This window comes from Microbulbifer sp. CnH-101-G, from assembly GCF_052466775.1.
On record NZ_CP174292.1, the window covers coordinates 671,579 to 696,503 of the forward strand.

Consider the following 24,925-nt stretch of genomic DNA (forward strand, 5'->3'; position numbering starts at 1 on the left):
ACTTGAACGCATCAAAGACACTTTGCGTAGTGCCCTATTGCCCCCATTTTTGGCCCTCCTTATCGAAAACCGCTGCAAGGCCTCTGTGCCCTCATGGTAGAAAGTAAAAAGAATAACAAGTGTTTAGGTGCTGGCTTGCGGTTTACGGTATAGCCACAGCAGAAGTTTCTGGAAAATAAATATGGCGATTTTGCAAAGTAATACGGCAACGGATGCTGGACAGTTGCAAGCTGGCGATCAAGCAGGGCAAAAATTTGCTCTGGTGGCTTTGACCTCACTGTTTTTTATGTGGGGTTTTATAACCTGTTTGAACGATATCCTGATTCCCTATCTGAAGGGTATTTTTGAACTGAACTATGCCCAGGCAATGCTGGTGCAGTTCTGCTTTTTTGGGGCTTATTTTTTGGTTTCCCTGCCGGCGGGTAGCCTGGTGAGTAAAATCGGTTACCAAAAAGGTATTGTCACAGGCCTCACTATTGCGGTGCTGGGTTGCCTGCTATTTATTCCCGCGGAGCGTATGGAGGTCTATGGATTATTCCTTGGGTCCCTGTTTATTCTCGCTTCCGGTATCACTATCTTACAGGTATCGGCCAACCCCTATGTCGCCGCATTGGGAGATGAGCGCACGGCACCCAGCCGCCTGACATTGACCCAGGGCTTTAATGCACTAGGTACCACCGTAGCCCCACAATTCGGTGCATTATTAATTCTCCCAGCTGCGGGAGTTGCTGCCGGCGCAGTCAGTGCCTCGGTGATCGAGGTGCCTTACCTGATTCTGGCGGCTACCCTAGCCGTATTGGCCCTGGTTTTTGCGTTTTTGAATCTGCCATCTATTGTCAGTAATACTTCACAGACTTCATCGCAGGTAGGTGAAGCTTCAGCCTGGAGTTATCGCCATCTCGTTTTAGGAGCGGTAGCGATTTTTGTCTATGTCGGCGCGGAAGTTTCAATCGGCAGTTTCCTGGTGAATTTTATTGCCGAAGACTCCATAGCAGGTCTGGAGGAGTCTGAGGCGGCTTTTTATATCTCACTCTATTGGGGTGGGGCCATGGTTGGGCGCTTTGCCGGTGCCTTGATTATGCGTTTTATTTCCGCGGGGAAAGTACTGGCAATTTGTTCCCTGGGTTCCTGTCTACTTCTGCTTATTACCGTGGCGGCTGATGGCTACCTGGCAATGTATGCTGTTTTGGCGGTGGGGCTGTGTAACTCCATTATGTTTCCAACAATTTTCAGTTTAGCTCTTGCGAGACTTGGCAAGGCGGCTAGCCAGGGTTCTGGTATCTTGTGCTTGGCTATAGTCGGCGGCGCTATAGTGCCGTTATTGCAGGGATTATTGGCGGACCAAGTGGGTATCCAGTTGGCATTTGTGCTGCCTATTTTCTGTTACCTCTACATTCTTTATTACGGTGCCATTGGTCACCGCCCAGACAAACGCGCTTAATTTTTTCTTCTCTTCTGAGCTCGTTTAGCCGGTATTTCCATACCGGCTTTTTTTGCTTATAAAGAAATAATTACCCTGTATTAACTAGTGGGCAATGTGGCTGATGTTTTTCTCGTTTGAGAATTTTAGGTATACTGGCAAATCCCTGCCAGTATTGAGTGAATGGAAGTGGACGTCTTATCAGGAAACTTCCGAAGCTACGCGTCGATTGGCTTCAAGAAATTCCTTGATCGGTAGGCGATAGTTACGGCTGACTTTAACTTTGGCGCCGCTAGTTAGGGTGAGAAAGTACTCCCCTTTGGTAAGTACTTTGATGTGTTCGATATAGTTGAGATTTACCAGGGTGGAGCGGTGAATACGCTTGAAATTATCCGGGCACAGCTGTTTTTGCAGGTCTTTGATGGTGCTGCGCATAACATGGGTTTCCCCTTTTACATGCACACACATATAGTCACCGGCAGCATCTATCCACTCGATATCCTGCTGATTGACCATAGTAATACTGCCGCGATCCTTAATCGCTAGGCGATTGTTGATCACTGGGGTGCGAGTCTCAGAGGCTTGTCCCTTGGTTGAACTCATTTCCTCAATAGAGCGCAGCAGCCGGTTTTTTTCTTCCTGGTGGATGTCTTTTTTGCCGGCATGTGCCAATTGCAAGCGCTGGCGTGCGCGATCAAGGGCGGTTTCTAGGCGAGCGCTATCTAAGGGTTTTAAAACATAATCGACAGCGTGAACCTCAAAAGCTTTGAGGGCATATTCGTCGAAAGCAGTGGCGAATATTACCAATGGTATGGTATCGGCCTGTAGACGACTGACCACATCAAAGCCGTTCATGCCTGGCATTTGTACATCCAGAACCAGTAGGTCTGGACTGTATTCAGATACGGCTTGCAATGCCTCACGCCCATTGCGGCAGCAGGCGGCAATCTCTATATCCGGGAATTCCTCAAACATGCTTTGCAGCAGGCGCAGGGCTAGGGGTTCGTCGTCCACCAGCACGACAGTGAGTTTGTTCATTGGACTTCTCCCTGTGTTTCATTGGTGGGGTGCGTGGATTTTTCCAACGGTATATCGATCCGTATCGACATGCCGCAATCAGGTTTTTCCTGTTGTTCTATACGGTAATTCTGTGGGTATAGGCTGGAGAGCCGCTCCCGTACATTCTTAAGTCCGACACCGGTGGAGCTGGCCTGAAAATTTCTCTCGCCGGTGCAATCTTCTGAGCAGCCTGAATCCTGTACTTCCAGTAACAGGCGTTGGCCACTACACTTCGCATGGATTCCAATGGTGCCGCCCAGTTCATTGGGAGCGATGGCATATTTAACTGAATTCTCAACCAGTGGCTGCAGCAACATGCTGGGCACCAGTGCATGCCGGGCTGTCTCATCGATACTGAGGTCAACGGCCAGGCGGTCGGCAAAACGGGTTTTCTCAATATCCAGATAGAGCAGTACCGCTTGCACTTCCCGCTCGAGCTCTACCTTTTGCATGGGGCTCTCCTTAAGGGAGAGGCGTAAAAAATCGCTGAGACGTACCACCATTTCGCGTGCTTCATCGGCCTGTTGAAAGCGAATCAGGGCGTTGATGGAATTCAGGGTATTAAACAAAAAATGTGGGTTGAGCTGATAACGCAGCATTTTAAGCTGGGCCTCATTGGCGATAGCCTCTGCCTGGAGCCTGCGCAGCTGCTCGCGCTCGTTGACTGCAGCTACCTCAAGCATTTTCTTGTGCTCACCCTGAAGCAGTATGTGGTATTTAACCCCGCAGTAGAGTGCACTCCAGAAGAGAAAGACAAAGAGGGAGGCATAATACCAGCCGCCGAATTCAGACCAGATGGAGTGTTCCCCGCTCAGGCGGATATAGGCCTCCATGCGCACCAGGGTCCAGATGCCGGAAATCACCGCAACGGCGAGTAGATAAATAACTGTGCGAACGGCCAGTTCAGAGTACCAGGCGATATCAAAAATGGGTCTCAGGAATACCGAGAGAACAAAAGCCACAGCACATTGGAAAATAGTATTTGCCGGCTCGAAGCGCGGCCACTCAGTGGGTGAATGCCAGAGAGTCAGGGAGAGAAATGTCACCAACAAAATGCCAATCCAGCTGACCAGCTGTAATTTCCAAAACCAGCGGGTCGAAGGAATTTCCGCAGTTGCATTCCAGTATTGACGGGTAGAGTACTGCATGATGTCCCGTATATTTAATTTTGTGAAAATGACGGGATAGACGCTCATCATCGCGTTCATTATTATCCGGAAGATATTACCTTGGCTTACCGGAGCCCGCCAGTGGGCCTGTGCGCCGGGATTCCAGCTTAGCCCTTATTTGGTCCTTTTTGTCGCTTTCCGGGGTGATTAGTCAAGTTACTTTCGGCAATCTGGACCCATATGACAACTTTCATTGAGTGAAAGTGTTTTTAATTAAGGGCTTTAAAAATTTGCACATTTTGTCCTTAATTTTCCACTGGCGACTCAAAAGCGTTTAGGAAGAACAGTATAATCGCCGAGAAACGAGTTTGAAATTTGGGGATCGGTTTCCAATGCGCCAGATGTTGCCCGAGTCGAGTCTTCACTCGAACGAAATGGCTGTTTGTGATTCAGATGCCCAGGCCCAAGAGGGGCGCTCTCCAGGGTATTTAAATCTTGCAGCGTTGACTTCTCTTTTCCTTCTGTGGGGTTTTATTACCGGGCTGAATGATGTTCTGGTGCCACACCTTAAAAATGTTTTTGAGCTGAGTTATACCCGCGCTGTCCTGGTACAGTTTTACTTTTTTGCGGCCTATTTTCTGGTTTCTGTTCCTGCTGGGTTGCTATTGCGTAGAGTTGGCTACCAGTTGGGGCTGGTCTTTGGATTATTGGTGGCTTGTGCCGGTTGCCTGGTTTTTATTCCTGCGGCACGCCTGCAAATCTATGAAGTGTTTCTATTGGGGCTTTTTGTACTGGCTTCCGGAATTACAGTATTGCAAGTATCGGCAAACCCCTACGTTATCGCTTTAGGCAGTGCCAAAACGGCTCCAAGTCGTTTAAACCTGACCCAGGCATTTAACTCTCTGGGAACTACCTTGGCGCCGGTTGCCGGTGGTGCCGTTTTTTTTGCCGCGATTTCAATGGGGGCTGATCCCGATACGGCCACTAGTGTCGATGAATTTCGCGCTAGGGAAGCAGCCTTGGTGGAAAAACCCTATTTCTGGTTGGCGGTAGTGCTGTTGATGATGGTGGCTTATTTCTCCTGGATTCGCCTGCCGGCGATCCCCGAACACCGCCTTTCTCACCGTACAAACCCGTCTCGCAGTGAGACTTTTTCCATCTGGCGCTTTCCCAGGTTGACTCTGGGAGCAATTGGTATTTTTGCCTATGTAGGTGCCGAGGTGGCTATAGGAAGTTTCCTGGTTAGCTTCTTTAGTGAATCCTCTGTTGCTGAAATGCAGTTATTTGAAGCGGCAAAGTATGTTTCCTACTACTGGGGTGGCGCTATGGTAGGCCGCTTTGCCGGGGCTTTATTACTGCGCTATGTCTCTGCGGGAAAAACACTGGCGGTGTGTTCGCTAGGTTCCGTAGTGCTTATCGGGGTGGCGATGCTCTCCTCTGGTTACCTGGCTGTATGGTCGATTGTCGCTGTGGGGGTTTGCAACTCCATTATGTTTCCAACCATATTCAGCCTGGCGCTGCGAGGTTTGGGTCAGTACACCAGTCAGGGCAGCGGTGTTCTGTGCATGGCCATTGTTGGCGGTGCGGTTATTCCATTGCTTCAGGGAGTGCTCGCCGATGAAGCGGGTATCCAGCTTTCTTTTTTAGTACCGCTGCTGTGCTACTGCTATATCGCTTATTACGGTGCTTTTTCTCCGACTCTGCGTGGCGCTGCGATGGAGTAGTGGACAAAGGCAGTTGAAACTTTGCACCAGGCTATTTTTTCAGTAGTCCGGCTAGAAAATGTTTTCCGCCTTGTCTGTGATTTGGCCCAATCCATCGGATTTCTATTGGCGCTCCTCGACAAGTATTGCACTTTGCTCCGTTGATACCGTTGCGTGGAATACCTGAAATCCAATCGGGGCCTTATTGGCTGTGGCTGGAGTTTGGGATTTGCACTGAAATAATAATATCTGTGTTACTCATTCTGATAGCGATGGAATTGGTAGGGCAGAAGGGCAAGCGTGGGAAAACTTTGGGAGTTATCCGTGAAATTTAAAAAACGATTTTCACTGAGCTTAATGCTCTGTGTCTCGGCACTTGTTGGCTGTCAGCCGCAGGGGGAAGAAGTTCCGGCAAAAGAGGATAGCTCCCAGATAAGCAGTGGCGGTAGCCTGGAAAACTGGCCGCTACTCGAGCCCGCGTTTCCACACAGCGAAAAGTTGGAAGCGCGTATTTCCGAAATCATGTCACGCATGTCTCTGGAAGAGAAGGTGGGGCAAATGATTCAGGCGGAGATCCGCCACGTCACCCCTGAAGATGTTAAGAAATATCACCTGGGCTCTGTGCTAAACGGTGGTGGTGCCTTCCCAAACAACGATAAGTTTGCCACGCCTCAAGATTGGCTGGCGCTTTCCGATGCCTTTTTCAAGGCTTCCATGGACACTTCCGATGGTGGTGTTGCCATTCCCCTGATTTGGGGCTCCGATGCGGTACACGGCCACAATAACGTTATTGGGGCAACCCTTTTTCCACACAATATTGGCCTCGGGGCGGCGAGGGATGCCGAGCTTATCAAGCGTATTGGTCGCGCGACCGCCCGAGAGGTCGCTGTTACCGGTATCGACTGGACCTTTGCTCCCACTGTGGCGGTAGTGCGGGATGACCGATGGGGGCGCACTTACGAAAGTTACTCTGAAGATCCGGCCGTGGTGGCTGACTATGCGGAAGCCATGGTGAAAGGCTTGCAGGGGGCCAAGGGTGATGCCGGTTTCCTGCGCGGGGAAAACCTGGTGGCCACGGCTAAGCATTTTGTCGGTGACGGTGGAACTGCACGCGGAATCGACCGCGGGGATAACGCTGTGCCTGAAAAGGAACTGGCAGAAGTGCATGCGGCTGGTTACCTGACCGCTTTGCCCGCTGGTGTGCAAACGGTAATGGCTTCTTTTAATAGTTGGAATGGTGAGAAGCTGCACGGCCATAAATACTTGCTCACAGATGTTTTGAAGGAGCGTTTGGGTTTCGATGGATTTGTAGTCGGGGACTGGAATGGCCACAGTTTCGTGCCGGGTTGCACCCTGGAAAGCTGTGCTGCCGCAATTAACGCCGGTTTGGACATGTTTATGGTGCCTGCGGATTGGAAGGCCCTCTACAACAATACCTTGGCCCAGGCGAAGAGCGGTGAAATCCCCACTGAGCGTTTGGATGATGCGGTGCGCCGCATACTGCGAGTGAAGCTTCGCGCGGGTCTGTTCGAGCGCAACATGCCTTTGGCGGGCAAGGCTGGGATTCTCGGTAATGCCGAGCACCGCGCTATTGCCAGAGAGGCGGTGCGCAAGTCTTTGGTGCTAATGAAAAACAATGATCAGTTGTTGCCGCTAGCTCCGAAGCAGAATGTTCTAGTCGTCGGCGATGGGGCCGACAACCTCTCCAAGCAAAGTGGTGGTTGGACAATATCCTGGCAGGGCACTGGTAATACCCGTGAAGATTTTCCCGGTGCCACTTCTATCTTTGAAGGCATTGTTGCAGCGGTAAAGGGAGCGGGTGGTGAAGCCATACTGAGTGAGGATGGAAGCTTTAACCATGCCAGCTTTGTCAATGGCAAGGCACCCCAGGTGGCTATCGCCATTTATGGTGAGGAGCCCTACGCGGAATGGCATGGGGATATCACCAACCTTGAGTATCAGCGGGGCAACAAGAAAGATCTGGCACTGTTGAAGAAATTGCGTGAGCAGGAAATTCCAGTTGTCAGTGTTTTCCTATCTGGTCGCCCGCTCTGGGTGAATAGTGAACTGAATGCATCGGATGCTTTCGTAGCTGCCTGGCTGCCGGGCTCTGAGGGTGCCGGTGTGGCCGATGTGTTATTCCGAGATGCCAAAGGTGAGATTCGCTACGACTTCACTGGTAAATTGCCCTTTAGCTGGCCGATGTACACCAATCAAACGGTTTTGAATCCATATCATGAGCACTACGATCCCCTGTTTGCCTTGGGTTACGGCTTGAGCGCGAGTGAGGAATCCTTGGTCAGCAATGACTTACCTGAGGCTAGCGAAAATATGGCTGCAGGAGGACTGGAGGATGCCTGGTTGTTGGTCTCCCGTCCGCGCGCTCCCTGGGTATTGAATATTGCCGAGGACGGAGCCGAGGTAGTTCCAGTGAATGGTAATCGTGCAGCCAGTGGTGAGGATAACAATATCGTTGTAACTTCGATCGATATGTCGTCTCAGGAAGATGCGCGTTTATTCGAGTGGAAGGGCCTGCGTCCTGGTGCCGTGCAGTTGTCTGCGGAGTATATGCAGAACTTGGGCGTTTATTTGGAGGAGGGTTCAGCTCTGAGTCTGAATATTCGCATTGATCAGGAACTGCGTAAGCCGTTACAAGCTGCAGTGACCTGTGGAGAGGGCTGTATTGCCAGGGTGCCACTGCAGTCCACCCTGAAAAGTATGCCTCTGAATGATTGGACCCGTCTCTCGGTAGACCTGCAATGCTTTGCCAAAGCTGGTGCTGACTTTAGCAAGGTTTTCAGTGCGTTCCGCTTGGAGAGTGAGGGGGCCGCAGCGATAGCCGTAGCCAATGTACGATTGGTGCCCGATGCCGCAGTGTCTGCCGATATTCGCTGTGACGGCTAGTCACTTTCATTCCTAGCGACTTTTATTCATGAAGTGCCCAGGCCAGCCAGCATTGGGGCCTGGGCCGCATCTCTTAGGGACTCAATCCTAGAGGTTAAAACTCCAGCATCGCAGGTGCCTATCAGATACCTATCTGATAGCTTGCTGGCAAGCCACAGCCCTTCAATATTCTGCTTCCCGCTTAACAGTCCATCAACGCCAGTTCCCAGCACAGGTATACTGTGTCGATCTCAGTTCCAGGGCATAGGCAGTGATCTCCAAATCCGCAGCAAATTTTCTTCCGCAACTTATAAAGTCCGCGATGCAGCGTCACCCGGCAAACGGGCAGCTGTGGGTAGGGTTTTCTGGTGGTTTGGATTCCACTGTTTTGCTGCACCTTCTCAATCAGAATGGTATCCCCGTTCGGGCAGTGCATGTGCACCACGGCCTCAGCAGTAATGCCGAGCGCTGGCTTCGCCATTGCGAAGTCTTTGCCCGCGAGCTGCAGGTGCCTTTCACTGCGGTGCGTATGCAAGTTGATAGATGCGATGGAGGGGTGGAGCAGGGGGCGCGCAAGGCTCGCTACAAGGCTTTTGATTCGGTGATGTCCTCCGGTGATCAAATGTTGCTCGGCCACCATGGGGATGACCAAGCGGAAACCTTTATATATAGGCTAATGCGTGGAGCGGGCGCCCTTGGGCTTTCGGGGATGGCGGAGAGTCGGCCGTTGGGCGAAGGAAAATCCTTACTTCGCCCTTTGTTGTCAGTCGGGCGCAATGAGCTGGAAGCATGGGCGCTTGAACATGGGCTCAGGTGGATTGAGGATGAGAGTAATGCCGATGAGACTTTTGAGCGCAACTACTTGCGCCGAAAGGTCATGCCTCTGTTATCCGCACGCTGGCCGGCGCGGCAGAGTATTCAGCGGGCTGCGGATAATCTCAGGGAGTCAGCGTTACTACTGGAGGAGTTGGCACTTGCTGACATGCAGGCCTGTGATATCAGGAAAGAAAGGTTTGGGGAGAGCCTCCTTATTTCGGCATTTAGCGATTTGAGTCTTGCGCGACGCAAAAATCTATTGCGGAACTGGATTTTGCGACAAGCTGGTATGGCGCCGGAATCAGTGGCCTTACAGGAAGCTTTGGCGCAGATAGAGAGAGCGAGTGCCGATGCGCAAGTGGAAGTGCGCTTGGGTCGACGCGTTGTACGCCGCTTTCACCAGCGTTTATATCTCACCCCCATCCTGGAATCCTTTGTCAGCACCGATGAAGTACTCCTTTGGGACGGTGTCTCAGCACTACCACTCCCTAGAGGTGGCGTGTTGGAACCGGCGCCAGACTGGCCCCAGGGAGCATATCAAGTGAGGTACCGCCGGGGTGGTGAGCGCACTCAACCTCGCATTCGGCCACGTTCCCAGACGCTCAAGAAGGTTTTGCAGGAGTGGGCGCTGGAACCCTGGCTGCGGGACAGGGTACCCCTGGTCTACCTGAATGGGAAGCTGGTGGCTGTCGCTGGGCTGTTCTGCTGTAAGGCGGGCTCAACTGTGCCAGGAGCGCAGTTGTTGAAACCGCCCAGCTGGCGGTTTTTCGATTGAGCGGGAAGGGGTTTTCTGCTACCCTGGCGCCCCGTCTCAAAGGCACCGGGAGAAGCTGGATTATCCGCCCGGGCCAGCCCTGTAAGCTCGACATTCATCGAGCGCTCAACTGACCAAGGTTTTGCATGACGCGCTATATTTTTGTAACTGGTGGCGTGGTTTCCTCGTTGGGGAAAGGTATCGCCTCCGCCTCTCTGGCCGCCATTCTGGAGGCCCGTGGCCTCAAGGTTACCATCCTCAAACTGGACCCCTACATCAACGTAGACCCGGGTACCATGAGCCCCTTCCAGCACGGTGAGGTGTATGTCACCGAGGATGGTGCCGAGACTGACCTGGACCTGGGTCACTACGAACGCTTTATCCGTACCCGGATGTCCAAGCGTAACAACTTCACCACCGGCCGTGTGTACGAGACCGTACTGCGTAAAGAGCGCCGTGGTGACTACCTGGGTGGCACCGTACAGGTGATCCCCCATATTACCGACGAGATCAAACGCCGCGTTGTAGAAGGTGGCCGCGATGTCGATGTGGCTATTGTTGAAATCGGTGGCACCGTAGGTGATATCGAATCTCAGCCGTTCCTGGAATCTGTGCGTCAGCTGCGTGTGGAAATGGGCACCAACCGTGCCCTGTTGATCCACCTGAGCTATGTACCGTTTATCGCCACTGCCGGTGAAACCAAAACCAAGCCGACCCAGCACTCGGTAAAAGAGTTGCGTTCTATCGGCTTGCAGCCGGATATTCTGCTGTGCCGCTCTGAGCGCGAGATCGATGAGGATTCCCGTCGCAAGATCGCACTCTTCACCAATGTTGAAGAGCGCGCTGTAGTACCGCTGCCCGATGCCAAGACCATTTATGGCGTACCGCGCCTGCTGCATGGCTATGGCCTCGATGATATCGTTGTGGAGAAGCTGCAGCTGGAATGCCAGGCACCGGATCTATCCGAGTGGGACCAAGTGGTCGATGGCAAGCTGAACCCTCAGCACGAAGTGAAAATTGCCATGGTTGGCAAATACATGGAGCTGCTGGACGCATACAAATCCCTGATCGAATCCCTGACTCATGCGGGTATAAAACACCGCTGTAAGGTGGATATCGACTTTATCAACGCCGAAGACGTTGAGGGTGAGAACGGCATCGACCTGATCAAAGATGCCGATGCGATCCTGGTTCCCGGTGGATTTGGCGAGCGCGGCTTGGAAGGCAAGCTGGAATCGGTGCGTTACGCTCGTGAAAATAATATTCCTTACCTGGGGATTTGCCTTGGTTTGCAGTCTGTAGTTATCGAGTATGCACGCAACGTACTCGGCCTGGAAGGCGCCAACAGTACTGAATTCAATACCAAGACCCCGCATCCGGTTATTGGTCTGATCACTGAGTGGATCGATAGCGAAGGTAAAATTGAAAAGCGTGACGAGCAGTCTGACCTCGGCGGTACTATGCGTCTGGGTGGCCAGGAATGTCGCCTGGCCAAAGACTCCAAGGCCCGTGAAATTTACGGTGCCGACGTCATCGTTGAGCGTCATCGTCACCGTTACGAAGTGAACAATAACTACGTTGATCGTCTGCAGCAGGCCGGTTTAAAAATTGGCGGCTGGTCTGCCGATGACACTCTGGTAGAGATGGTTGAGCTGCCGAACCACCCCTGGTTCGTTGCCTGTCAGTTCCACCCGGAGTTTACCTCTACTCCACGCGATGGCCACCCGCTGTTTGAAAGCTTCATTGCAGCTGCAATGAAGCAGCGTGAAAACCAGGGTTAAAGAGTAATTCCATCCCTGGCTCGATAGGCTTGGGAAGATAACAGGAAGTAAACAGTGAAAACCATTGAAGTCGGAAATATCCAGGTTGCCAACGACAAGCCTTTCGTGTTGTTTGGTGGCATGAATGTACTGGAGTCCCGCGACCTGGCGATGCAGGTGGCTGAACACTACGTAAAAGTCACCGAAAAGCTGGGTATTCCCTATATTTTTAAAGCGTCTTTTGACAAGGCCAACCGTTCCTCCGTGCACTCTTATCGCGGGCCGGGAATGGAAGAGGGGCTGAAGATTTTTCAGGAAATCAAAGACACTTTTAAGGTTCCTTTGATTACCGATGTCCATGAGATCTACCAAGCTGCGCCTGTAGCCGAGGTCGTGGATATTATCCAGCTGCCAGCCTTTCTCGCTCGTCAGACCGACCTGGTTGCTGCTATGGCCGCTACCGGTGCGGTAATCAATGTGAAAAAACCGCAGTTCATGAGCCCACCCCAGGTAAAAAATGTGGTGGAGAAATTTGCTGAATGCGGTAACGAAAACATTATCCTGTGTGAGCGTGGAGCTTGTTTTGGTTACGACAACCTGGTCGTCGATATGCTGGGCTTCAGAACCATGATCAATGCTTCCGGCGGTGCACCACTGATTTTTGATGTGACGCACTCTTTACAGATGCGCGACCCTTCCGGTGCAGCTTCTGGTGGCCGTCGTGCCCAGGTAACCGAACTGGGCCGTGCAGGTCTGGCTATTGGCATTGCTGGCTTGTTCCTGGAAGCACATCCAAATCCAGACAAAGCCCTGTGCGATGGCCCCAGTGCATTGCCCCTGGACAAGCTTGAGCCATTCCTCGCACAGATGAAAGCCGTGGATGATTTGATTAAAGGCTTTACGCCTCTGGATACCGAATAAAAGAAAGAATTAGTTTGCGCGCGCCCTTTTAGCGCACTGCAGGTTAGCGCACTGTAGGTTAGCGCACTGTAGGGCGCTTGGTACTTACTCTGAGGCTGTCATAATTATAGAGGCGGCCATCAGAAATATTCTCAAAAACAAATTTTGAAATAAGTATCCCAAGAATAAGCGTTCTAAGTTTTGCGCGCGGTCATTTGTAAACTTCTTTCAGTCATTACCAATTTTTAATACGTAACAAGTTTAGTTAGTACCAATACGGAGCCCATTGTTAATGAGCAAGATTGTCGCTGTTAAAGCCTATGAAGTGCTGGATTCCCGCGGAAACCCCACCGTTGAAGCCGATGTGATTCTGGAGGATGGTTCCATTGGTTCCGCCTGCGCTCCTTCCGGCGCCTCTACCGGTTCTCGCGAAGCTCTGGAATTACGCGATGGCGATAAGAGCCGTTACCTGGGCAAAGGGGTATTGAAAGCGGTTGAGAATATCAATACTACTATCGCCGACCTGCTCAAAGGTATGGATGCAACGGATCAGCGCGCCCTGGATAAAGCGATGATCGATGCCGATGGTACTGAAAACAAAGCCAAGCTGGGTGCCAATGCCATCCTGGCAGTTTCCCTGGCGGCAGCCAAGGCTGCAGCAGCTTCCAAGAAAATTCCGCTGTATCAGCATATTGCCGAAGTGAATGGCACTCCCGGTCAATACACCATGCCGGTACCGATGATGAATATCCTTAACGGTGGTGAGCACGCCGACAACAATGTGGATATTCAGGAATTTATGGTGCAACCGGTTAAGGCTGAGTCTTTTGCCGAAGCTCTGCGTCAGGGTGCTGAGATTTTCCACTCCCTGAAAAAAGTACTGTCTAGCAACGGCCTCAACACCGCTGTTGGCGACGAAGGTGGTTTTGCTCCGAACCTGCCTTCCAACGAAGCTGCTCTGAAAGTCATTGCTGAAGCCGTGGAGAAAGCCGGCTACACCCTGGGTGATGACATTACCCTGGCTCTGGACTGCGCTTCCTCTGAATTCTACAAAGATGGCAAGTATGACCTGGCAGGTGAAGGCAAGCAGTTCGATAGCGAAGGTTTCGCCAGCTATCTGGCCGAGCTTTCCGCAAACTATCCGATCCTGTCTATCGAAGATGGCATGGATGAAAGCGATTGGGATGGTTGGAAAGTGCTCACCGATAAGATTGGTGACAAAGTACAGCTGGTCGGTGACGACCTGTTCGTAACCAACACCAAGATCCTCAAAGAAGGTATCGAGAAAGGTGTGGGTAATTCTATCCTGATTAAGTTCAACCAGATCGGCTCCCTATCCGAGACTCTGGATGCGATCAAGATGGCTAAAGATGCCGGCTACACCGCTGTGATCTCTCACCGCTCCGGTGAAACCGAAGACACCACTATTGCCGACTTGGCTGTAGCTACCGCTGCCGGTCAGATTAAAACCGGCTCCCTGTGCCGCTCCGATCGCGTTGCCAAGTACAACCGCCTGCTGCGTATCGAAGCTGAACTGAACGGTTCTGCACCATACCGCGGCCGTGCTGAATTCAAATAATCAACTTTTGAATTGCACACTGGTATTGCAGAGGGCTTCCTCTGCAATACCTCTAATACGAACAAGCGAAATATCGTAATCTCGTATGAAATGGCTGCTGGGAATTCTTACCTTTATTCTGCTTGCCACTCAGTATCGTCTCTGGGTCGGTGATGGCAGTCTCGCCGAAGTTACCCGTCTCAAACGACAACTCGCCCAACAACAGGAAAAAAATGCAGCCTTGGCGCGGGAAAATCGCCAGTTATTGAGAGAAGTGCGAAGCCTGAAAGAGGGCACTGATGGTGTCGAAGCCAAGGCACGCTATGATCTGGGGTTGATAAAGGAAGGGGAAACCCTGTTTATCTTCCTGGATTCGGAAGAGGCTAAAAAGTGATTACAGATTATTGGGTGATTGTACCCGCTGCAGGCGTTGGTAAACGCATGGGGGCAGACCGTCCCAAACAGTATTTACCATTATTGGGGCGCCCCTTGTTGTCCCTCACCCTGCGAAATATTTTAACCTGGCCGGGGCTCGCTGGTGTTGTTGTGGCCTTATCAAAAGATGATGCATTTTTTCCACACCTGAAAGAAGCTTCGCACCCGCTAATACATACCGTGACTGGTGGTGTTGAGCGGGCAGATTCTGTCCTCTCGGCCTTGGAGTTTCTCGCTCAAAGGGAGCAGGCAGATACCCCAGTGCTGGTACACGATGCCGCGAGGCCATGTGTAGCATTGGGAGACATTCATGCACTGTTGCATAGCCAGGTTGCACAGACTGCGCTGTTGGCGCGTCCCGCCAGCGATACAGTCAAGCGAAGCCGTGAGATAGGTGGCATTCCATGTGTAGAGCAAACCCTGGATCGCAAACAGGTCTGGCTTGCGCAGACCCCCCAACGAGCCCCTCTTGAGCTACTGCGCTCCTGTCTTAGCCAGGCCTTACAGCAAGGTGAAGCTGTTACCGACGAAGCCAGTGCCCTGGAAATTTTTGGTCACTCTCCCCAACTTGTTGAAGGGCGGAGCGACAATATCAAAGTGACCCATCCCACCGATATTGTAGTGGCAGAGACCATTTTACGCCTGCGCTACGCTCCCACAGAGGATCATCGATAGTGAGTTTTCGAGTTGGCCAGGGCTTTGACGTTCATGCGTTTGGCCCTGGTGATCATGTTGTGCTTGGTGGAGTAAAAATCTCCCATAGCTTTGGATTAAAGGCCCATTCCGATGGGGATGTGTTGCTACATGCCTTGTGCGATGCACTCCTTGGTGCTTTGGCACTCGGTGATATCGGTCATCATTTTCCCGATACGGATGAGCGCTATAGTGGTGCTGATAGTCGTGTCCTTTTGCAGCATGTTATGGCCCTGCTAAGGGAGAAGGGATATCGCCTGGTGAACGCGGATACCACACTGGTTGCCCAGGCACCCAAGATGGCTCCTCATATCGAAGCCATGCGCGGCAACATTGCGGCAGATTGTGGTGTGGATGTCGCGGATATTAGTGTGAAAGCAACGACTACGGAGAAACTTGGTTTTACCGGTCGGAGCGAAGGAATTGCGGCTCAGGCCGTTGTGTTAATTGAGCGAAGTGATGTCTGAGGTTTGGAATCTGAATTGGCCCCGCGCTTTGGGTGGGGCGGCAATCTCCGCTGATTTCCGCACGGCTGCGGAAGATTTTGTTGTCGATGAGCTGGCATTTCCCGAGCCATCAGAGGATGGCGAGCATGTCTACCTGCATATCAAGAAGCGGGGTGCCAACACTGCCTGGGTGGCAAAGCAACTGGCTAAACTCGCCGGAGTGCGTCCTCTGGATGTGAGCTACTTTGGGCTAAAGGATCGGCATGCAGTTACCACGCAGTGGTTTAGTGTTTGGCTCGGACAGAAACCAGAGGCAGATTGGTCACAGATCAATAGTGATGAGGTTTCACTTCTGCAGTTTTTCAGGGGTGCCCGTAAGCTGCGTCGCGGTGAGCATGCTGGTAATCGGTTTAAAATTCGCCTTCGCAACGTCTGCGGTGATCGGGCGGCTGCGGAAAAGGTGCTTGAGCAAATTGGCGGTGGAGTGCCAAATTATTTTGGTGAGCAGCGCTTCGGTATTAATGGCGGCAACCTGGATTTGGTGCGTAATCTGGCAGAAGAAGAGGGGCGTTGCCGCAAGAGCGAAAAGGCCTTCGCGATGTCGGCTGCGCGCAGCTGGCTGTTTAATCAGATATTGGCTGAGAGAGTTACTATCGATAACTGGCAGCAATGTCTTGAAGGTGAGCCACAAAGTGAGTCAACTGGCCCTCTGTGGGGGCGCGGCAGGAACCTCGCCTCGGGTCCTCAAGGCGAAATAGAGCAGCGAGTATTAGAGAAATGGCAGGCTTGGTGTAACTGGCTGGAGCATTGCGGGCTCAAGCAGGAGCGCAGACCGCTGATTCTCCGTCCAGAGGCCTTTCGTTTTGAGTGGCAGTCTGACGACCTCCTTTTGGAGTTTGCTTTACCGCCCGGCGCATTTGCAACAGCCCTACTCAGGGAGGTGGCACAGCTGGTCAATGTGAACTCGGACACATAAAATTTGTGGCTGAAAGCGAGAGAGTTATACAGGGGATGGAAATAGACAGCTTATGGACCGCTTGAGACACGAAGGCTTAGGGATGACCTCCCAGCGCACCCGTAATCGCTTGATCCAGCGATTGCGGGATGAGGGCATTAGCAATGAAGAAGTCCTCGATGTAATGGCTTCAACTCCAAGGCATTTGTTTCTGGATGAAGCCCTGGCGATCCGCGCCTATGAGGACACCGCCCTGCCAATAGGTTATGGCCAGACGATATCCCAACCCTATATCGTTGCCCGTATGACGGAATTGCTGCTGAGTAGAGCCAAGTCTCTGCACCGGGTATTGGAGGTAGGCACTGGTTCCGGTTATCAAACCGCCATACTCTCTCGACTGGTTGAACAACTTTTTTCTGTCGAGCGTGTCGAACCGCTATTGGATAAGGCTCGACAGCGCCTGACCGAGCTGGGTTACCAGAATATTGAATACAATCTCAGCAGTGGTGGTTTTGGTTGGCCGGAAAAAGGGCCCTATGATGCAATCCTGGCAGCAGCGGCTCCTTCGACAATCCCCGATGAGCTGAAGCAGCAGTTAGGTCCCAACGGTGTCTTGGTTATTCCGGTGGGTTCGGAGCAGCAGCACCTGATGATGATCTCTCGGCGCCAGGATACTGATCAATTCGATGTGGAGAAGCTAGAAGCAGTGCGTTTTGTACCACTGCTAAGTGGTGTTGTTCGATGAAATTTAGTGAGCTCTTCAAGAGCCGTTACCCGGGCGTAGTACTGCGTGGAATGGGGATGGGCGCAGCAGATGTGGTTCCGGGGGTTTCCGGGGGTACCATTGCTTTTATTACTGGTATCTACCAGGAGTTACTCGATTCTTTGAGCCGGATAGGCCCTCACTGCATCACAATTCTGCGGGATGAAGGGCTGTCGGCAACTTGGAAGTATATTAATGGTAGCTTCCTGTTATCCCTGTTTTTAGGGGTGTTGATCAGTATTTTCAGTCTGGCAAGGATCATTAGCAGCCTATTGGAGCAATACCCTATTCTGGTCTGGTCTTTCTTCTTTGGCCTGGTGTTGGCTTCTACCTTCCCGATCCTTCGCAATATTCCCAAGTGGTCTCTTTCGACGGTTGTCTTTCTTTTGTTGGGGATTGCGCTGGCAGTTGCTGTCAGTGAGCTTCGTCCCGGAGATATCCCGGCCACTCCGCTCACATTATTTTTTTCTGGGGCACTGGCTATTTGTGCGATGGCATTACCCGGAATATCCGGTGCCTTTATCCTGCTCATGATTGGGATCTACCCTAAAGTGCTTGCTGCAGTGCATGAGCTACAAATATCGAATTTATTATATTTCGCTGCTGGAGCAGCTTTGGGACTTATGCTCTTTAGCCGATTACTTTCCTGGCTGATGCATAAATATGCTGCCAGAACATTGGCTTTCCTTGCCGGAATTTTACTGGGTAGTCTAAAAATAATTTGGCCTTGGAAGCTCCCAATGGATGGCGCTGAACCCGTTTCCAGTAAGCTCACGCCTCTGCTCGCTAATACGTCCCCGTCGAACTTTATGGCCCAAACTGGTGAAAATGCGAGTCTTGGGCCGGCGGTTATTGCGGCCCTGGCAGCAGCGATACTGGTTCTTGCGGTGGACTATTTTGGCGGGGGCCAACGAGGAAAATCCTACGCCACGCCGCAATAAGATCTGGAATATCTCGGTATGGCAGCTTTTTATGAAGCTTTTTCAGAGATTTTTAGAGCTTTTCTTTAGACACTTTTTCCATAAATGCCGTGGTCTGATGTAAAAAGAGAATAATGGAATGTCATCTTTTACGACGTGTTAAGGGCCTTTTTTGGCGGAACAATAACCCTAATATTGGTCATTTTTTGACTTTGCCGTTAAAAATATTAGGCGTTGCTATAGTGCTCCTGGCCCTGGTTTCCTGTGCCGGCCACAGGGCACCCAGCAGTTCCCTAAAGCAGCCTCCCAGTATCCGCCTCAACCACCATACTGTGAGCCGCGGGGATACCCTGTATTCTATTGCCTGGCGTTACGGTAAGGACTTTCGGCAGCTGGCGGCAATCAATGGCATTAAACCCCCTTACAGTATTTATCCGGGCCAACGTCTGAAACTGAGTGGCGTTGTACCGCTTCAGGCTGCATCAAAATCACCCGTGATCACTAAAAAACCCGTGGTTAAGCCGGTAACACCAAAGAAAGCTATTCCCGCCAAGAGTAAAAAATCTTTAACGAAAAGTTCTGCGCGCCAAAAGCCTCAAACTAAGCATACAGGGACGATTCACTGGCGCTGGCCAGCCAGTGGGCAAGTCATTAGCAAGTTCCGCCCTGGAGACCCCTTGAGGAAGGGTGTTGATATCGCCGGTGAAAAGGGAGAATCTGTATCGGCAGCAGCTGATGGCACCGTTATCTACGCTGGTAGTGCGTTGAGAGGGTATGGAAAACTGCTGATCGTTAAGCACAGTGAGGTATACCTAAGTGCTTATGCTCACAATCACCGGTTACTGGTGAAAGAGGGTAGTAAGGTCAAAGCTGGACAACGGATAGCGGAACTGGGTTCGAGTGGTACCGACCGCGACAAGCTCCACTTTGAAATACGAAAAAACGGTCAACCAGTGGATCCTCTTGCGTATCTACCGTGAGTCGGGAGGGTGTTCTAAAGCTCTGCAAATAAAAATGGACTTTTAACTAATACCACTTGGGGTAGTCACCGTAATCGTGGCGACCAAAGGGTCAAGCCGATTCAGTGGCTGTCGCACATGTGCACATAGTTGGTCGTATTTTTGACCAATTCTGGGCTCATGCTATGCGGTTGATATTGGCAAAGTACAAGGAGCAGGGGAAATGGAAGCACAACGGCAAGACCAGTCCATGGCGGCTGGCCAGGCAGAAGACTTTCCTCCTGAGTTGGCGGTTGAGAATGATGAGCAGAAACTAAATCCCAAAGAAGGAAAAGGTAGTGGCCGTACGCGGAGAAACACGGCAAAAAATAACTCCGTATCCTCCCCCACTGAGAAGAGTAGGGTTAGCAGGTTGGATGGCGATAGTCATCTACAGAAGAACCTGGACGCCACCCAACTCTATCTAAATGAAATTGGCTTTTCTCCCCTACTGACCGCTGAGGAAGAGGTCTATTACGCTCGTAAGGCTTTACGTGGTGATGCTGCGGCAAGAAAGCGTATGATTGAGAGTAATTTACGCCTTGTTGTAAAAATCGCTCGTCGCTATGTAAGTCGTGGCCTTGCCTTGCTGGACCTGATCGAGGAGGGCAACTTGGGGTTAATTCGCGCTGTTGAGAAGTTCGATCCAGAGCGAGGTTTCCGCTTTTCTACTTACGCTACTTGGTGGATACGTCAGACAATAGAACGAGCCATTATGAATCAGACTCGTACTATTCGCCTGCCCATTCACGTAGTAAAAGAGTTAAATGTATACCTTCGAGCATCTCGTGAGCTTGCGCAGAAGCTGGATCACGAGCCATCCGCAGAAGAGATTGCTAACTTGTTGGAGAAACCTGTAGAGGATGTTGAGCGGATGTTAGGGCTCAACGAGCGGGTCACTTCCGTTGATACCCCTATAGGCCCCTCTTCAGAAAAGACATTGGTTGATACCATTCCTGACCAGCAGGAGTCTGATCCCGCGGAGCTTCTTCAGGATAGCGATCTTTTCGACAGCATTAACCGTTGGCTTGGTGAGCTTCCAGACAAGCAATGTGAAGTTGTTTCCAGGCGATTTGGGTTGCGTGGTTTTGAAGCGAGTACTCTGGAAGAAGTTGGGCGTGAAATTGGCCTTACTCGTGAAAGGGTTCGTCAAATCCAGGTTGATGCGCTCAAGCGTCTTAGGGAAGTCATGGAAAAGCAAGGGCTTGATGGGCAGTCCCTGTTTGGAAATCTTTAAAGTTGGCCCCTAGATAAGGAAACCCCATGAACGGCGTGTTTTGTGGGGTTTCCTGGGACAACCTGGGGGAGCCATGTAAATTGTTAGAGTTACAATTTTCCTCTGGTCCGGCTTACTTTCTCACCCAACGGCCAAGGTTGTCCTGATAGTACTCACCTCGGGACAAGCGAGCCTCTAGTTTCTCTGCAGCGCGTGCCGCGACTTGGGCAATATCCACATTGTGGCTTTTGGCGATTTCGGTATATGCCTGCTTACGCTCGGCATTGACCTTTTTCACCAGCTTCTCCAGATCGGGTGAGCTGGCGTCTACGATGGCGATGTAGCCACTGTTAGCCTCTCCCACCAACCCCTGCTTTTTGGCCTCATCCAGGGAGATCGCCATTGCGGGTAACGCCACCATCAAGCCCAACAATAATAGAGCTCTTTTAAACATACTCATATTGTGTCTCCTTAGAAAATGCCTTCCTTGTCGTCAAACAGGTTTTCGAGATCCTTGTCTACTTTGACTCGGATTTCGTGCTCAATCTTAACATTCAGGTTAACAGTAATAGGCTCGCTAGGGGCCTTTACTGCAACAGTGGGCGTACATCCTGCAGCAACCATAACGTACAGCAGTCCTATAGGAATCAGCCGGCTGGCCCTCATCTGATACTCCTTACGGTACCTCTCTGGCACCTTGTATTTGTTGCATAATTAGCAGTTACGTCAATATCAGGCCAGGTTCGCCAACTGTGTCGGGAGTGACCACAGTTGCTTATTGTATAGGTTCTACCTTAACCAGCTCTGAACTAGCCGACCATTCTGCCCCGAATGGGGGAAGCCTACTTTACTACTAACCTATTGGTCCAGTTGCTTTTCCAGGGCTGTGGTCAGGTCGCGGCTGGCCTGCAAAGAGCGCAGCATTGCAGGGATATTATTCTCAAGGTTGAGGTTAATAATCAGGTCTCGCTCTGCGTCCATAGACTCGCTACGCCCTACAAGTTTTAGGTTGAGTTGCAGGTCTCCACTGGGGGGATATTGCAGATTGCCCTCCAGTGTGCGGAAGTCGTAGTCCTCAAGAGCGTTGGAAATCAGTTTAAGCTGCGGGTTACCTGCGAGCATTTGCGGAGAGAATGCCCCGTAATATCTAAGCTCTCCACCAGGCTCTATTGCTTCCAGGTGGCCATTATTTACAGTGACTCCACGGGGACCGGTAGTGACAGGAATGGTCAAGTTGAGGCGTCCTTTAGCCTTAAAGTTTTCAGACTCGGTGACTTCAGCAAGTTGCTCTAAAGACACGTCCTTTGCGTACAAGATACTGCTGCGCTCTTTATTATCCAGGTTCCAATACAGTGCATCAGAGCTTAGCTTCCCATCGAGAAATTCTGCAGAAAAACCTTCCAAAACAAGATCCTGATCTCTGTCCATGGTCAGGGAAAAGGACACTTTACTCAAAGGTAAACCTGCGTTGATAGATTGTATTGTCAAGGGTTGTGGTTTGGGTGTAAACCAATGCTCTCCATGGTTTTCTACCAGGATACTCCCGTCAATACCTGTGGCAAAACTACCATCATAGACAGCAGCAACATCGTTAAGGGTTATAGCAATAGTATCTTTTGTCTGTAGGGGGGGCCAGGATATAGTGCCATTGGCAGCAAGGCTTCCGGAAACAATATCTACAGGTAAACTACGGACAGACTTGCTGAGAGGCGTTTTGGAATCAAAATTGACTTTTGGTAAAGAAAATTGAATTGCTCCAGCAGCCAGCTCTAGATCATGTTGCCAGCTAGAATTAAATTGTAAACTGCCGGCCTTTAGCTGGCTTTGCCCTTGTAGTTTATTTCCACTTAAAGAGAATGATCCAATAAGTGAGGCCTGTAGGGCATAATTTTCAGGTGATTCTATTTCAAGCCTACTACTGCCAAAGTTACCACTGAACTCTGTGTTTCCTAGTGAGGATACTAGCTTAAAGTTGCTAACATCGAGATTTCCAGAGAGAGTCGTATACTCGCTAGTGAAAGTATTAAACTGGTTACTCGATTTCTCACTGGTGCAACTTGTAGCATTTTTAGAAAATTTGCAGTTGGTATTAGGGAACTGAGTTTTCCCTTGGCTAATGTGGAAATCTTTAGTCTTTAACTCATCGAATGATGCTTTCATCTGCTCAAGTTTTATAATCTGGGTGTTAGCACTTGTCAGGAAATGAACTCTGGAATCTATATTCATTTCACTTAAACGAATGTCGGTTAGCTTGTCGATAAGCTCAGGTGACTTAGCTTTTAAGTCAAAAATGCATTCGACATTATCTTCCATTCTGCATTGAATTTGTTCAATCTTTGCGTGTATAGAAGTAGAAGAGTTTTTAGCTTTTAGTTGAGCGTTAATTTTTCCATCGGTAGCTTTTAATTTAAAGGAATCAGGTTTTAAGGGCTCCCCGATGAGTAAAATCTCCTTCATGATCTCTATTTGAGCCTGACTATGGCCTAATCCGGTCGAAAGTAAGGGAGACTCTTCCTTTAGCCCAGTGACTTCTGTGTCAATCTGTAATTTACTGTTGGGTAATAAGGTTAAGTGAATTTTATCAAGCCAGCCTTGCTCGGTGAACGAAGTGCCAGTGAGATTCAAAAAAGCTTCACTTTGGAAGTTAAGCTCACCCTTGAGATTAGTAAATATTAGTGAGGGAAAGTATTCCTTCACTAGCTGTGATTCTAATAGTGGTTTTGCGGCAAGCAGATCAATAGAGCCGTTTACCTGCAGTTTAGGATCGGCCACGAGGTTGGCAGAGTTAAATTTTAAGCTTGCTAAATGGCTTTTAGCAACTGCGTTTTTAACCGTTGAGAGCTCGATAAAGCCGGAACCAGTAGCAGATTCAAGTTTTACTGGGTTGAGCGTTTTTAGTTTGAGCTCTATAGGTGATTGAGTCGATAAGTGAGCCTTTACCTTGCTATTAAAAGATTCGCTGAGAAAGGTTAACTCTAGTCCATTGCTTTCAACTTTAACTAGGGTGTCCTGATAGTCTGCTATTGATAAGAAGTTGTTTGGTATAATAGATTTGGTATCAATGGAAATTTTTCCGTTTGCGCTCATTCCATCCGAAGGGAATACAGCCAACGCCTCAGAAAAGCTAAGAATAGGATCGATAGAATTTAAGTTCGAATTCGCAGTTGAGTGAAATTCCCACTGGTCAAGATTAACTCTTGAAATGTTTAGCTTCAATTGAGAAGCATCTTCAGAGAAATCAGAAAATACTTGTGCTCTAGCAGTTATATTATTTGAAGTTAAATCAGCTTTTAGAGTGATATTGAGCTGCCCTGTTTCTGTGGAATTGTATGGTAGCTCTGCAAAGAGTTCTGTGTTATTTCGAGTAATCCTTAGTGGGCCGGCTGTAAATTTCTGGTCAAGCGTAATTTTTTCTACGGACACCAATCCAGGCATATATCTGGATATACTCTGAATAATATTATCTAGAGTTAAAGCACTTCCCTCATTCGGATCAATTATCGATGGGTTATTTATGAAAGAGGTTGTCTCTTTGACTTTTTGATAGGTTAGTTCGGCAATAGATAGTTCAACCTCTTGAATGTTATCCCGATCAAAAACTATATGAAAAGGGTTGAGGATCTGAACCTTATTAAGGACAAGATTGCTATCATGACCGGACTGAAGGCGGACTTGTTCGATAGAAGCTTGACTAAAATTCAATTCCAATCCGGATAGTTGCTGAATAACAACTTCGCCTGCAAGCAGATTGACTAATTGTGAGACAACAATGTCTTTTTTCCACCAGCTAGCAATTAGTAGGGTGATTAAGCAGACTGCAAACACAGTGACAAGAATGCGGGGCTTTCGCACACTAAACCTCTAAACTCCTGGGCGGAGATATCTTTGTATTACCGCTAGTAAGCCGCAGTAGCCTGTAATAAGTCAGTGACGTCTTCTGCGTACTTGAGAAAAGAACATCTTATCAAACTGGCAGAATAATACCGTGTGGGAATTGGATTATTAATGATCGAGATGGTTCATTAAACTGCCAATCTACCTGTGCCGAAATGAAGTTACGGTCATGGGGCCTCAGTCATGGTTTCCTGTAATAGTTTCAGGCGCCATACGCCCTGCTCCTTAACCCAGATACTGGCAGTGAATAACCAGGCGGAGACAGGGTCATCTTCAAAGCTGCCTTCAAAAGAGGTATACATAGTCATCAAGGCGGTTTTAGGTCCCAATGGCATTACAGAGATCTTATAAGAGGGGTGCTTTTTGATCTTCAGGGCCTTGAATTTCGCAGCAATTTGTCCTGATGTTAAGGGTCTCTTGTAATAGGGTGTAACTATCAGTCCATCCTTTGTCATTATTTCTTTGATGGTTTCCCCGTTATGCTCCATGAATGCTGCTTTAAAGCTGCCCATTCGCGACTTTAGTTCCATATCCAAGTTGGAGCCCAGGGTTGAGGCGCTGGCGAGCAACAAGCCTCCTGCTATCAGGAGGTAGGAAATCAGTTTGTAGCCCATTGAGTCACCCTCTAAATCTGAAGCCCACA

At 50.1% G+C, this 24,925-nt stretch carries 21 protein-coding genes; 15 read left to right on the plus strand and 6 right to left on the minus strand.

Translation table 11 applies throughout. The annotated features are described in order from the left end of the window. Positions 1 to 181: 181 nt before the first annotated feature. Positions 182 to 1,441 carry a sugar MFS transporter gene (locus ACJJID_RS03125; RefSeq protein WP_444921447.1) on the plus strand — a complete coding sequence of 420 codons (1,260 nt, stop codon included), beginning with the start codon at positions 182 to 184 and terminating at the stop codon, positions 1,439 to 1,441. Positions 1,442 to 1,621: 180 nt separating this feature from the next. On the opposite strand, the gene ACJJID_RS03130 is transcribed toward ACJJID_RS03125, so the two are convergent. After that, positions 1,622 to 2,458, minus strand: coding sequence for a LytR/AlgR family response regulator transcription factor (locus tag ACJJID_RS03130; RefSeq protein ID WP_444921448.1), 837 nt, complete (start codon positions 2,456 to 2,458; stop codon positions 1,622 to 1,624). After that, complete coding sequence (locus tag ACJJID_RS03135; protein ID WP_444921449.1) at positions 2,455 to 3,627, minus strand: sensor histidine kinase; 1,173 nt, start codon at positions 3,625 to 3,627, stop codon at positions 2,455 to 2,457. The genes ACJJID_RS03130 and ACJJID_RS03135 overlap by 4 nt, the downstream gene beginning before the upstream one ends. Positions 3,628 to 3,980: 353 nt before the next feature. Between ACJJID_RS03135 and ACJJID_RS03140 the strand changes: the two genes are divergently transcribed. The 14 genes from ACJJID_RS03140 (at position 3,981) to rpoS (ending at position 20,409) form a co-directional block, all read left to right on the plus strand. Continuing rightward, entirely contained in the window at positions 3,981 to 5,312 is a 1,332-nt protein-coding gene (locus ACJJID_RS03140; RefSeq protein WP_444921450.1) for a sugar MFS transporter, read from the plus strand. 303 nt (positions 5,313 to 5,615) lie between these two features. Beyond that, a complete protein-coding gene (locus ACJJID_RS03145) occupies positions 5,616 to 8,195 on the plus strand; it encodes a glycoside hydrolase family 3 protein (RefSeq protein ID WP_444921451.1) in 2,580 nt (859 codons plus the stop codon). Positions 8,196 to 8,445: 250 nt separating this feature from the next. Continuing rightward, positions 8,446 to 9,765 carry a tRNA lysidine(34) synthetase TilS gene (gene tilS, locus ACJJID_RS03150; RefSeq protein ID WP_444921452.1) on the plus strand — a complete coding sequence of 440 codons (1,320 nt, stop codon included), beginning with the start codon at positions 8,446 to 8,448 and terminating at the stop codon, positions 9,763 to 9,765. Between the two features lie 125 nt (positions 9,766 to 9,890). Next, on the plus strand, positions 9,891 to 11,525 hold the full coding sequence (locus ACJJID_RS03155; RefSeq protein ID WP_444921453.1) for a CTP synthase: 1,635 nt from the start codon (positions 9,891 to 9,893) through the stop codon (positions 11,523 to 11,525). A 54-nt stretch (positions 11,526 to 11,579) separates the two neighbouring features. Next, the gene (kdsA, locus tag ACJJID_RS03160) at positions 11,580 to 12,425 is read left to right on the plus strand and encodes a 3-deoxy-8-phosphooctulonate synthase (RefSeq protein ID WP_152454398.1); all 846 of its coding nucleotides are present in this window, start codon (positions 11,580 to 11,582) and stop codon (positions 12,423 to 12,425) included. A 271-nt stretch (positions 12,426 to 12,696) separates the two neighbouring features. Then, entirely contained in the window at positions 12,697 to 13,983 is a 1,287-nt protein-coding gene (gene eno, locus ACJJID_RS03165; protein ID WP_152454397.1) for a phosphopyruvate hydratase, read from the plus strand. 85 nt (positions 13,984 to 14,068) lie between these two features. Then, entirely contained in the window at positions 14,069 to 14,356 is a 288-nt protein-coding gene (locus tag ACJJID_RS03170) for a septum formation initiator family protein (protein ID WP_226645888.1), read from the plus strand. Further along, entirely contained in the window at positions 14,353 to 15,072 is a 720-nt protein-coding gene (gene ispD / locus ACJJID_RS03175; protein ID WP_444921454.1) for a 2-C-methyl-D-erythritol 4-phosphate cytidylyltransferase, read from the plus strand. Before ACJJID_RS03170 ends, ispD begins: the two co-directional genes overlap by 4 nt. Beyond that, the gene (gene ispF / locus ACJJID_RS03180; RefSeq protein WP_444921455.1) at positions 15,072 to 15,557 is read left to right on the plus strand and encodes a 2-C-methyl-D-erythritol 2,4-cyclodiphosphate synthase; all 486 of its coding nucleotides are present in this window, start codon (positions 15,072 to 15,074) and stop codon (positions 15,555 to 15,557) included. The genes ispD and ispF overlap by 1 nt, the downstream gene beginning before the upstream one ends. Next, the gene (gene truD / locus ACJJID_RS03185; RefSeq protein WP_444921456.1) at positions 15,550 to 16,512 is read left to right on the plus strand and encodes a tRNA pseudouridine(13) synthase TruD; all 963 of its coding nucleotides are present in this window, start codon (positions 15,550 to 15,552) and stop codon (positions 16,510 to 16,512) included. The genes ispF and truD overlap by 8 nt, the downstream gene beginning before the upstream one ends. 52 nt (positions 16,513 to 16,564) lie before the next feature. Then, complete coding sequence (locus tag ACJJID_RS03190; RefSeq protein WP_172975411.1) at positions 16,565 to 17,236, plus strand: protein-L-isoaspartate(D-aspartate) O-methyltransferase; 672 nt, start codon at positions 16,565 to 16,567, stop codon at positions 17,234 to 17,236. After that, positions 17,233 to 18,195 (plus strand): DUF368 domain-containing protein, encoded by a 963-nt coding sequence (locus ACJJID_RS03195; protein ID WP_444921457.1) that lies wholly within the window; start codon positions 17,233 to 17,235, stop codon positions 18,193 to 18,195. The genes ACJJID_RS03190 and ACJJID_RS03195 overlap by 4 nt, the downstream gene beginning before the upstream one ends. A gap of 221 nt (positions 18,196 to 18,416) precedes the next feature. Next, positions 18,417 to 19,154, plus strand: a complete 738-nt coding sequence (locus tag ACJJID_RS03200; RefSeq protein ID WP_444921458.1) for a peptidoglycan DD-metalloendopeptidase family protein — start codon at positions 18,417 to 18,419, stop codon at positions 19,152 to 19,154. Between the two features lie 202 nt (positions 19,155 to 19,356). Beyond that, positions 19,357 to 20,409 carry an RNA polymerase sigma factor RpoS gene (gene rpoS / locus ACJJID_RS03205; protein WP_444921459.1) on the plus strand — a complete coding sequence of 351 codons (1,053 nt, stop codon included), beginning with the start codon at positions 19,357 to 19,359 and terminating at the stop codon, positions 20,407 to 20,409. A 112-nt stretch (positions 20,410 to 20,521) separates the two neighbouring features. Here the strand turns inward: rpoS and ACJJID_RS03210 are convergent, their stop codons facing one another. The 4 genes from ACJJID_RS03210 to ACJJID_RS03225 form a co-directional block, all read right to left on the minus strand. Beyond that, a complete protein-coding gene (locus ACJJID_RS03210) occupies positions 20,522 to 20,848 on the minus strand; it encodes a YdbL family protein (RefSeq protein ID WP_444921460.1) in 327 nt (108 codons plus the stop codon). A gap of 11 nt (positions 20,849 to 20,859) precedes the next feature. After that, positions 20,860 to 21,054: a YnbE family lipoprotein gene (locus ACJJID_RS03215; protein ID WP_152454390.1), complete on the minus strand. Its 195-nt coding sequence runs from the start codon at positions 21,052 to 21,054 to the stop codon at positions 20,860 to 20,862. 192 nt (positions 21,055 to 21,246) lie between these two features. Beyond that, the gene (locus ACJJID_RS03220; protein ID WP_444921461.1) at positions 21,247 to 24,240 is read right to left on the minus strand and encodes an intermembrane phospholipid transport protein YdbH family protein; all 2,994 of its coding nucleotides are present in this window, start codon (positions 24,238 to 24,240) and stop codon (positions 21,247 to 21,249) included. A 209-nt stretch (positions 24,241 to 24,449) separates the two neighbouring features. Beyond that, positions 24,450 to 24,896, minus strand: a complete 447-nt coding sequence (locus ACJJID_RS03225) for a nuclear transport factor 2 family protein (RefSeq protein ID WP_444921462.1) — start codon at positions 24,894 to 24,896, stop codon at positions 24,450 to 24,452. Between the last annotated feature and the right edge of the window lie 29 nt (positions 24,897 to 24,925).

Coding starts and splice junctions, on each gene's coding strand:
- ACJJID_RS03125 (WP_444921447.1), top strand. CDS start 182: ATGGCGATTTTGCAAAGTAATACGGCAACGGATGCTGGACAGTTGCAA.
- ACJJID_RS03130 (WP_444921448.1), bottom strand. CDS start 2,458: ATGAACAAACTCACTGTCGTGCTGGTGGACGACGAACCCCTAGCCCTG.
- ACJJID_RS03135 (WP_444921449.1), bottom strand. CDS start 3,627: ATGCAGTACTCTACCCGTCAATACTGGAATGCAACTGCGGAAATTCCT.
- ACJJID_RS03140 (WP_444921450.1), top strand. CDS start 3,981: ATGCGCCAGATGTTGCCCGAGTCGAGTCTTCACTCGAACGAAATGGCT.
- ACJJID_RS03155 (WP_444921453.1), top strand. CDS start 9,891: ATGACGCGCTATATTTTTGTAACTGGTGGCGTGGTTTCCTCGTTGGGG.
- eno (WP_152454397.1), top strand. CDS start 12,697: ATGAGCAAGATTGTCGCTGTTAAAGCCTATGAAGTGCTGGATTCCCGC.
- ACJJID_RS03170 (WP_226645888.1), top strand. CDS start 14,069: ATGAAATGGCTGCTGGGAATTCTTACCTTTATTCTGCTTGCCACTCAG.
- truD (WP_444921456.1), top strand. CDS start 15,550: ATGTCTGAGGTTTGGAATCTGAATTGGCCCCGCGCTTTGGGTGGGGCG.
- ACJJID_RS03190 (WP_172975411.1), top strand. CDS start 16,565: ATGGACCGCTTGAGACACGAAGGCTTAGGGATGACCTCCCAGCGCACC.
- ACJJID_RS03195 (WP_444921457.1), top strand. CDS start 17,233: ATGAAATTTAGTGAGCTCTTCAAGAGCCGTTACCCGGGCGTAGTACTG.
- rpoS (WP_444921459.1), top strand. CDS start 19,357: ATGGAAGCACAACGGCAAGACCAGTCCATGGCGGCTGGCCAGGCAGAA.
- ACJJID_RS03210 (WP_444921460.1), bottom strand. CDS start 20,848: ATGAGTATGTTTAAAAGAGCTCTATTATTGTTGGGCTTGATGGTGGCG.
- ACJJID_RS03215 (WP_152454390.1), bottom strand. CDS start 21,054: ATGAGGGCCAGCCGGCTGATTCCTATAGGACTGCTGTACGTTATGGTT.
- ACJJID_RS03225 (WP_444921462.1), bottom strand. CDS start 24,896: ATGGGCTACAAACTGATTTCCTACCTCCTGATAGCAGGAGGCTTGTTG.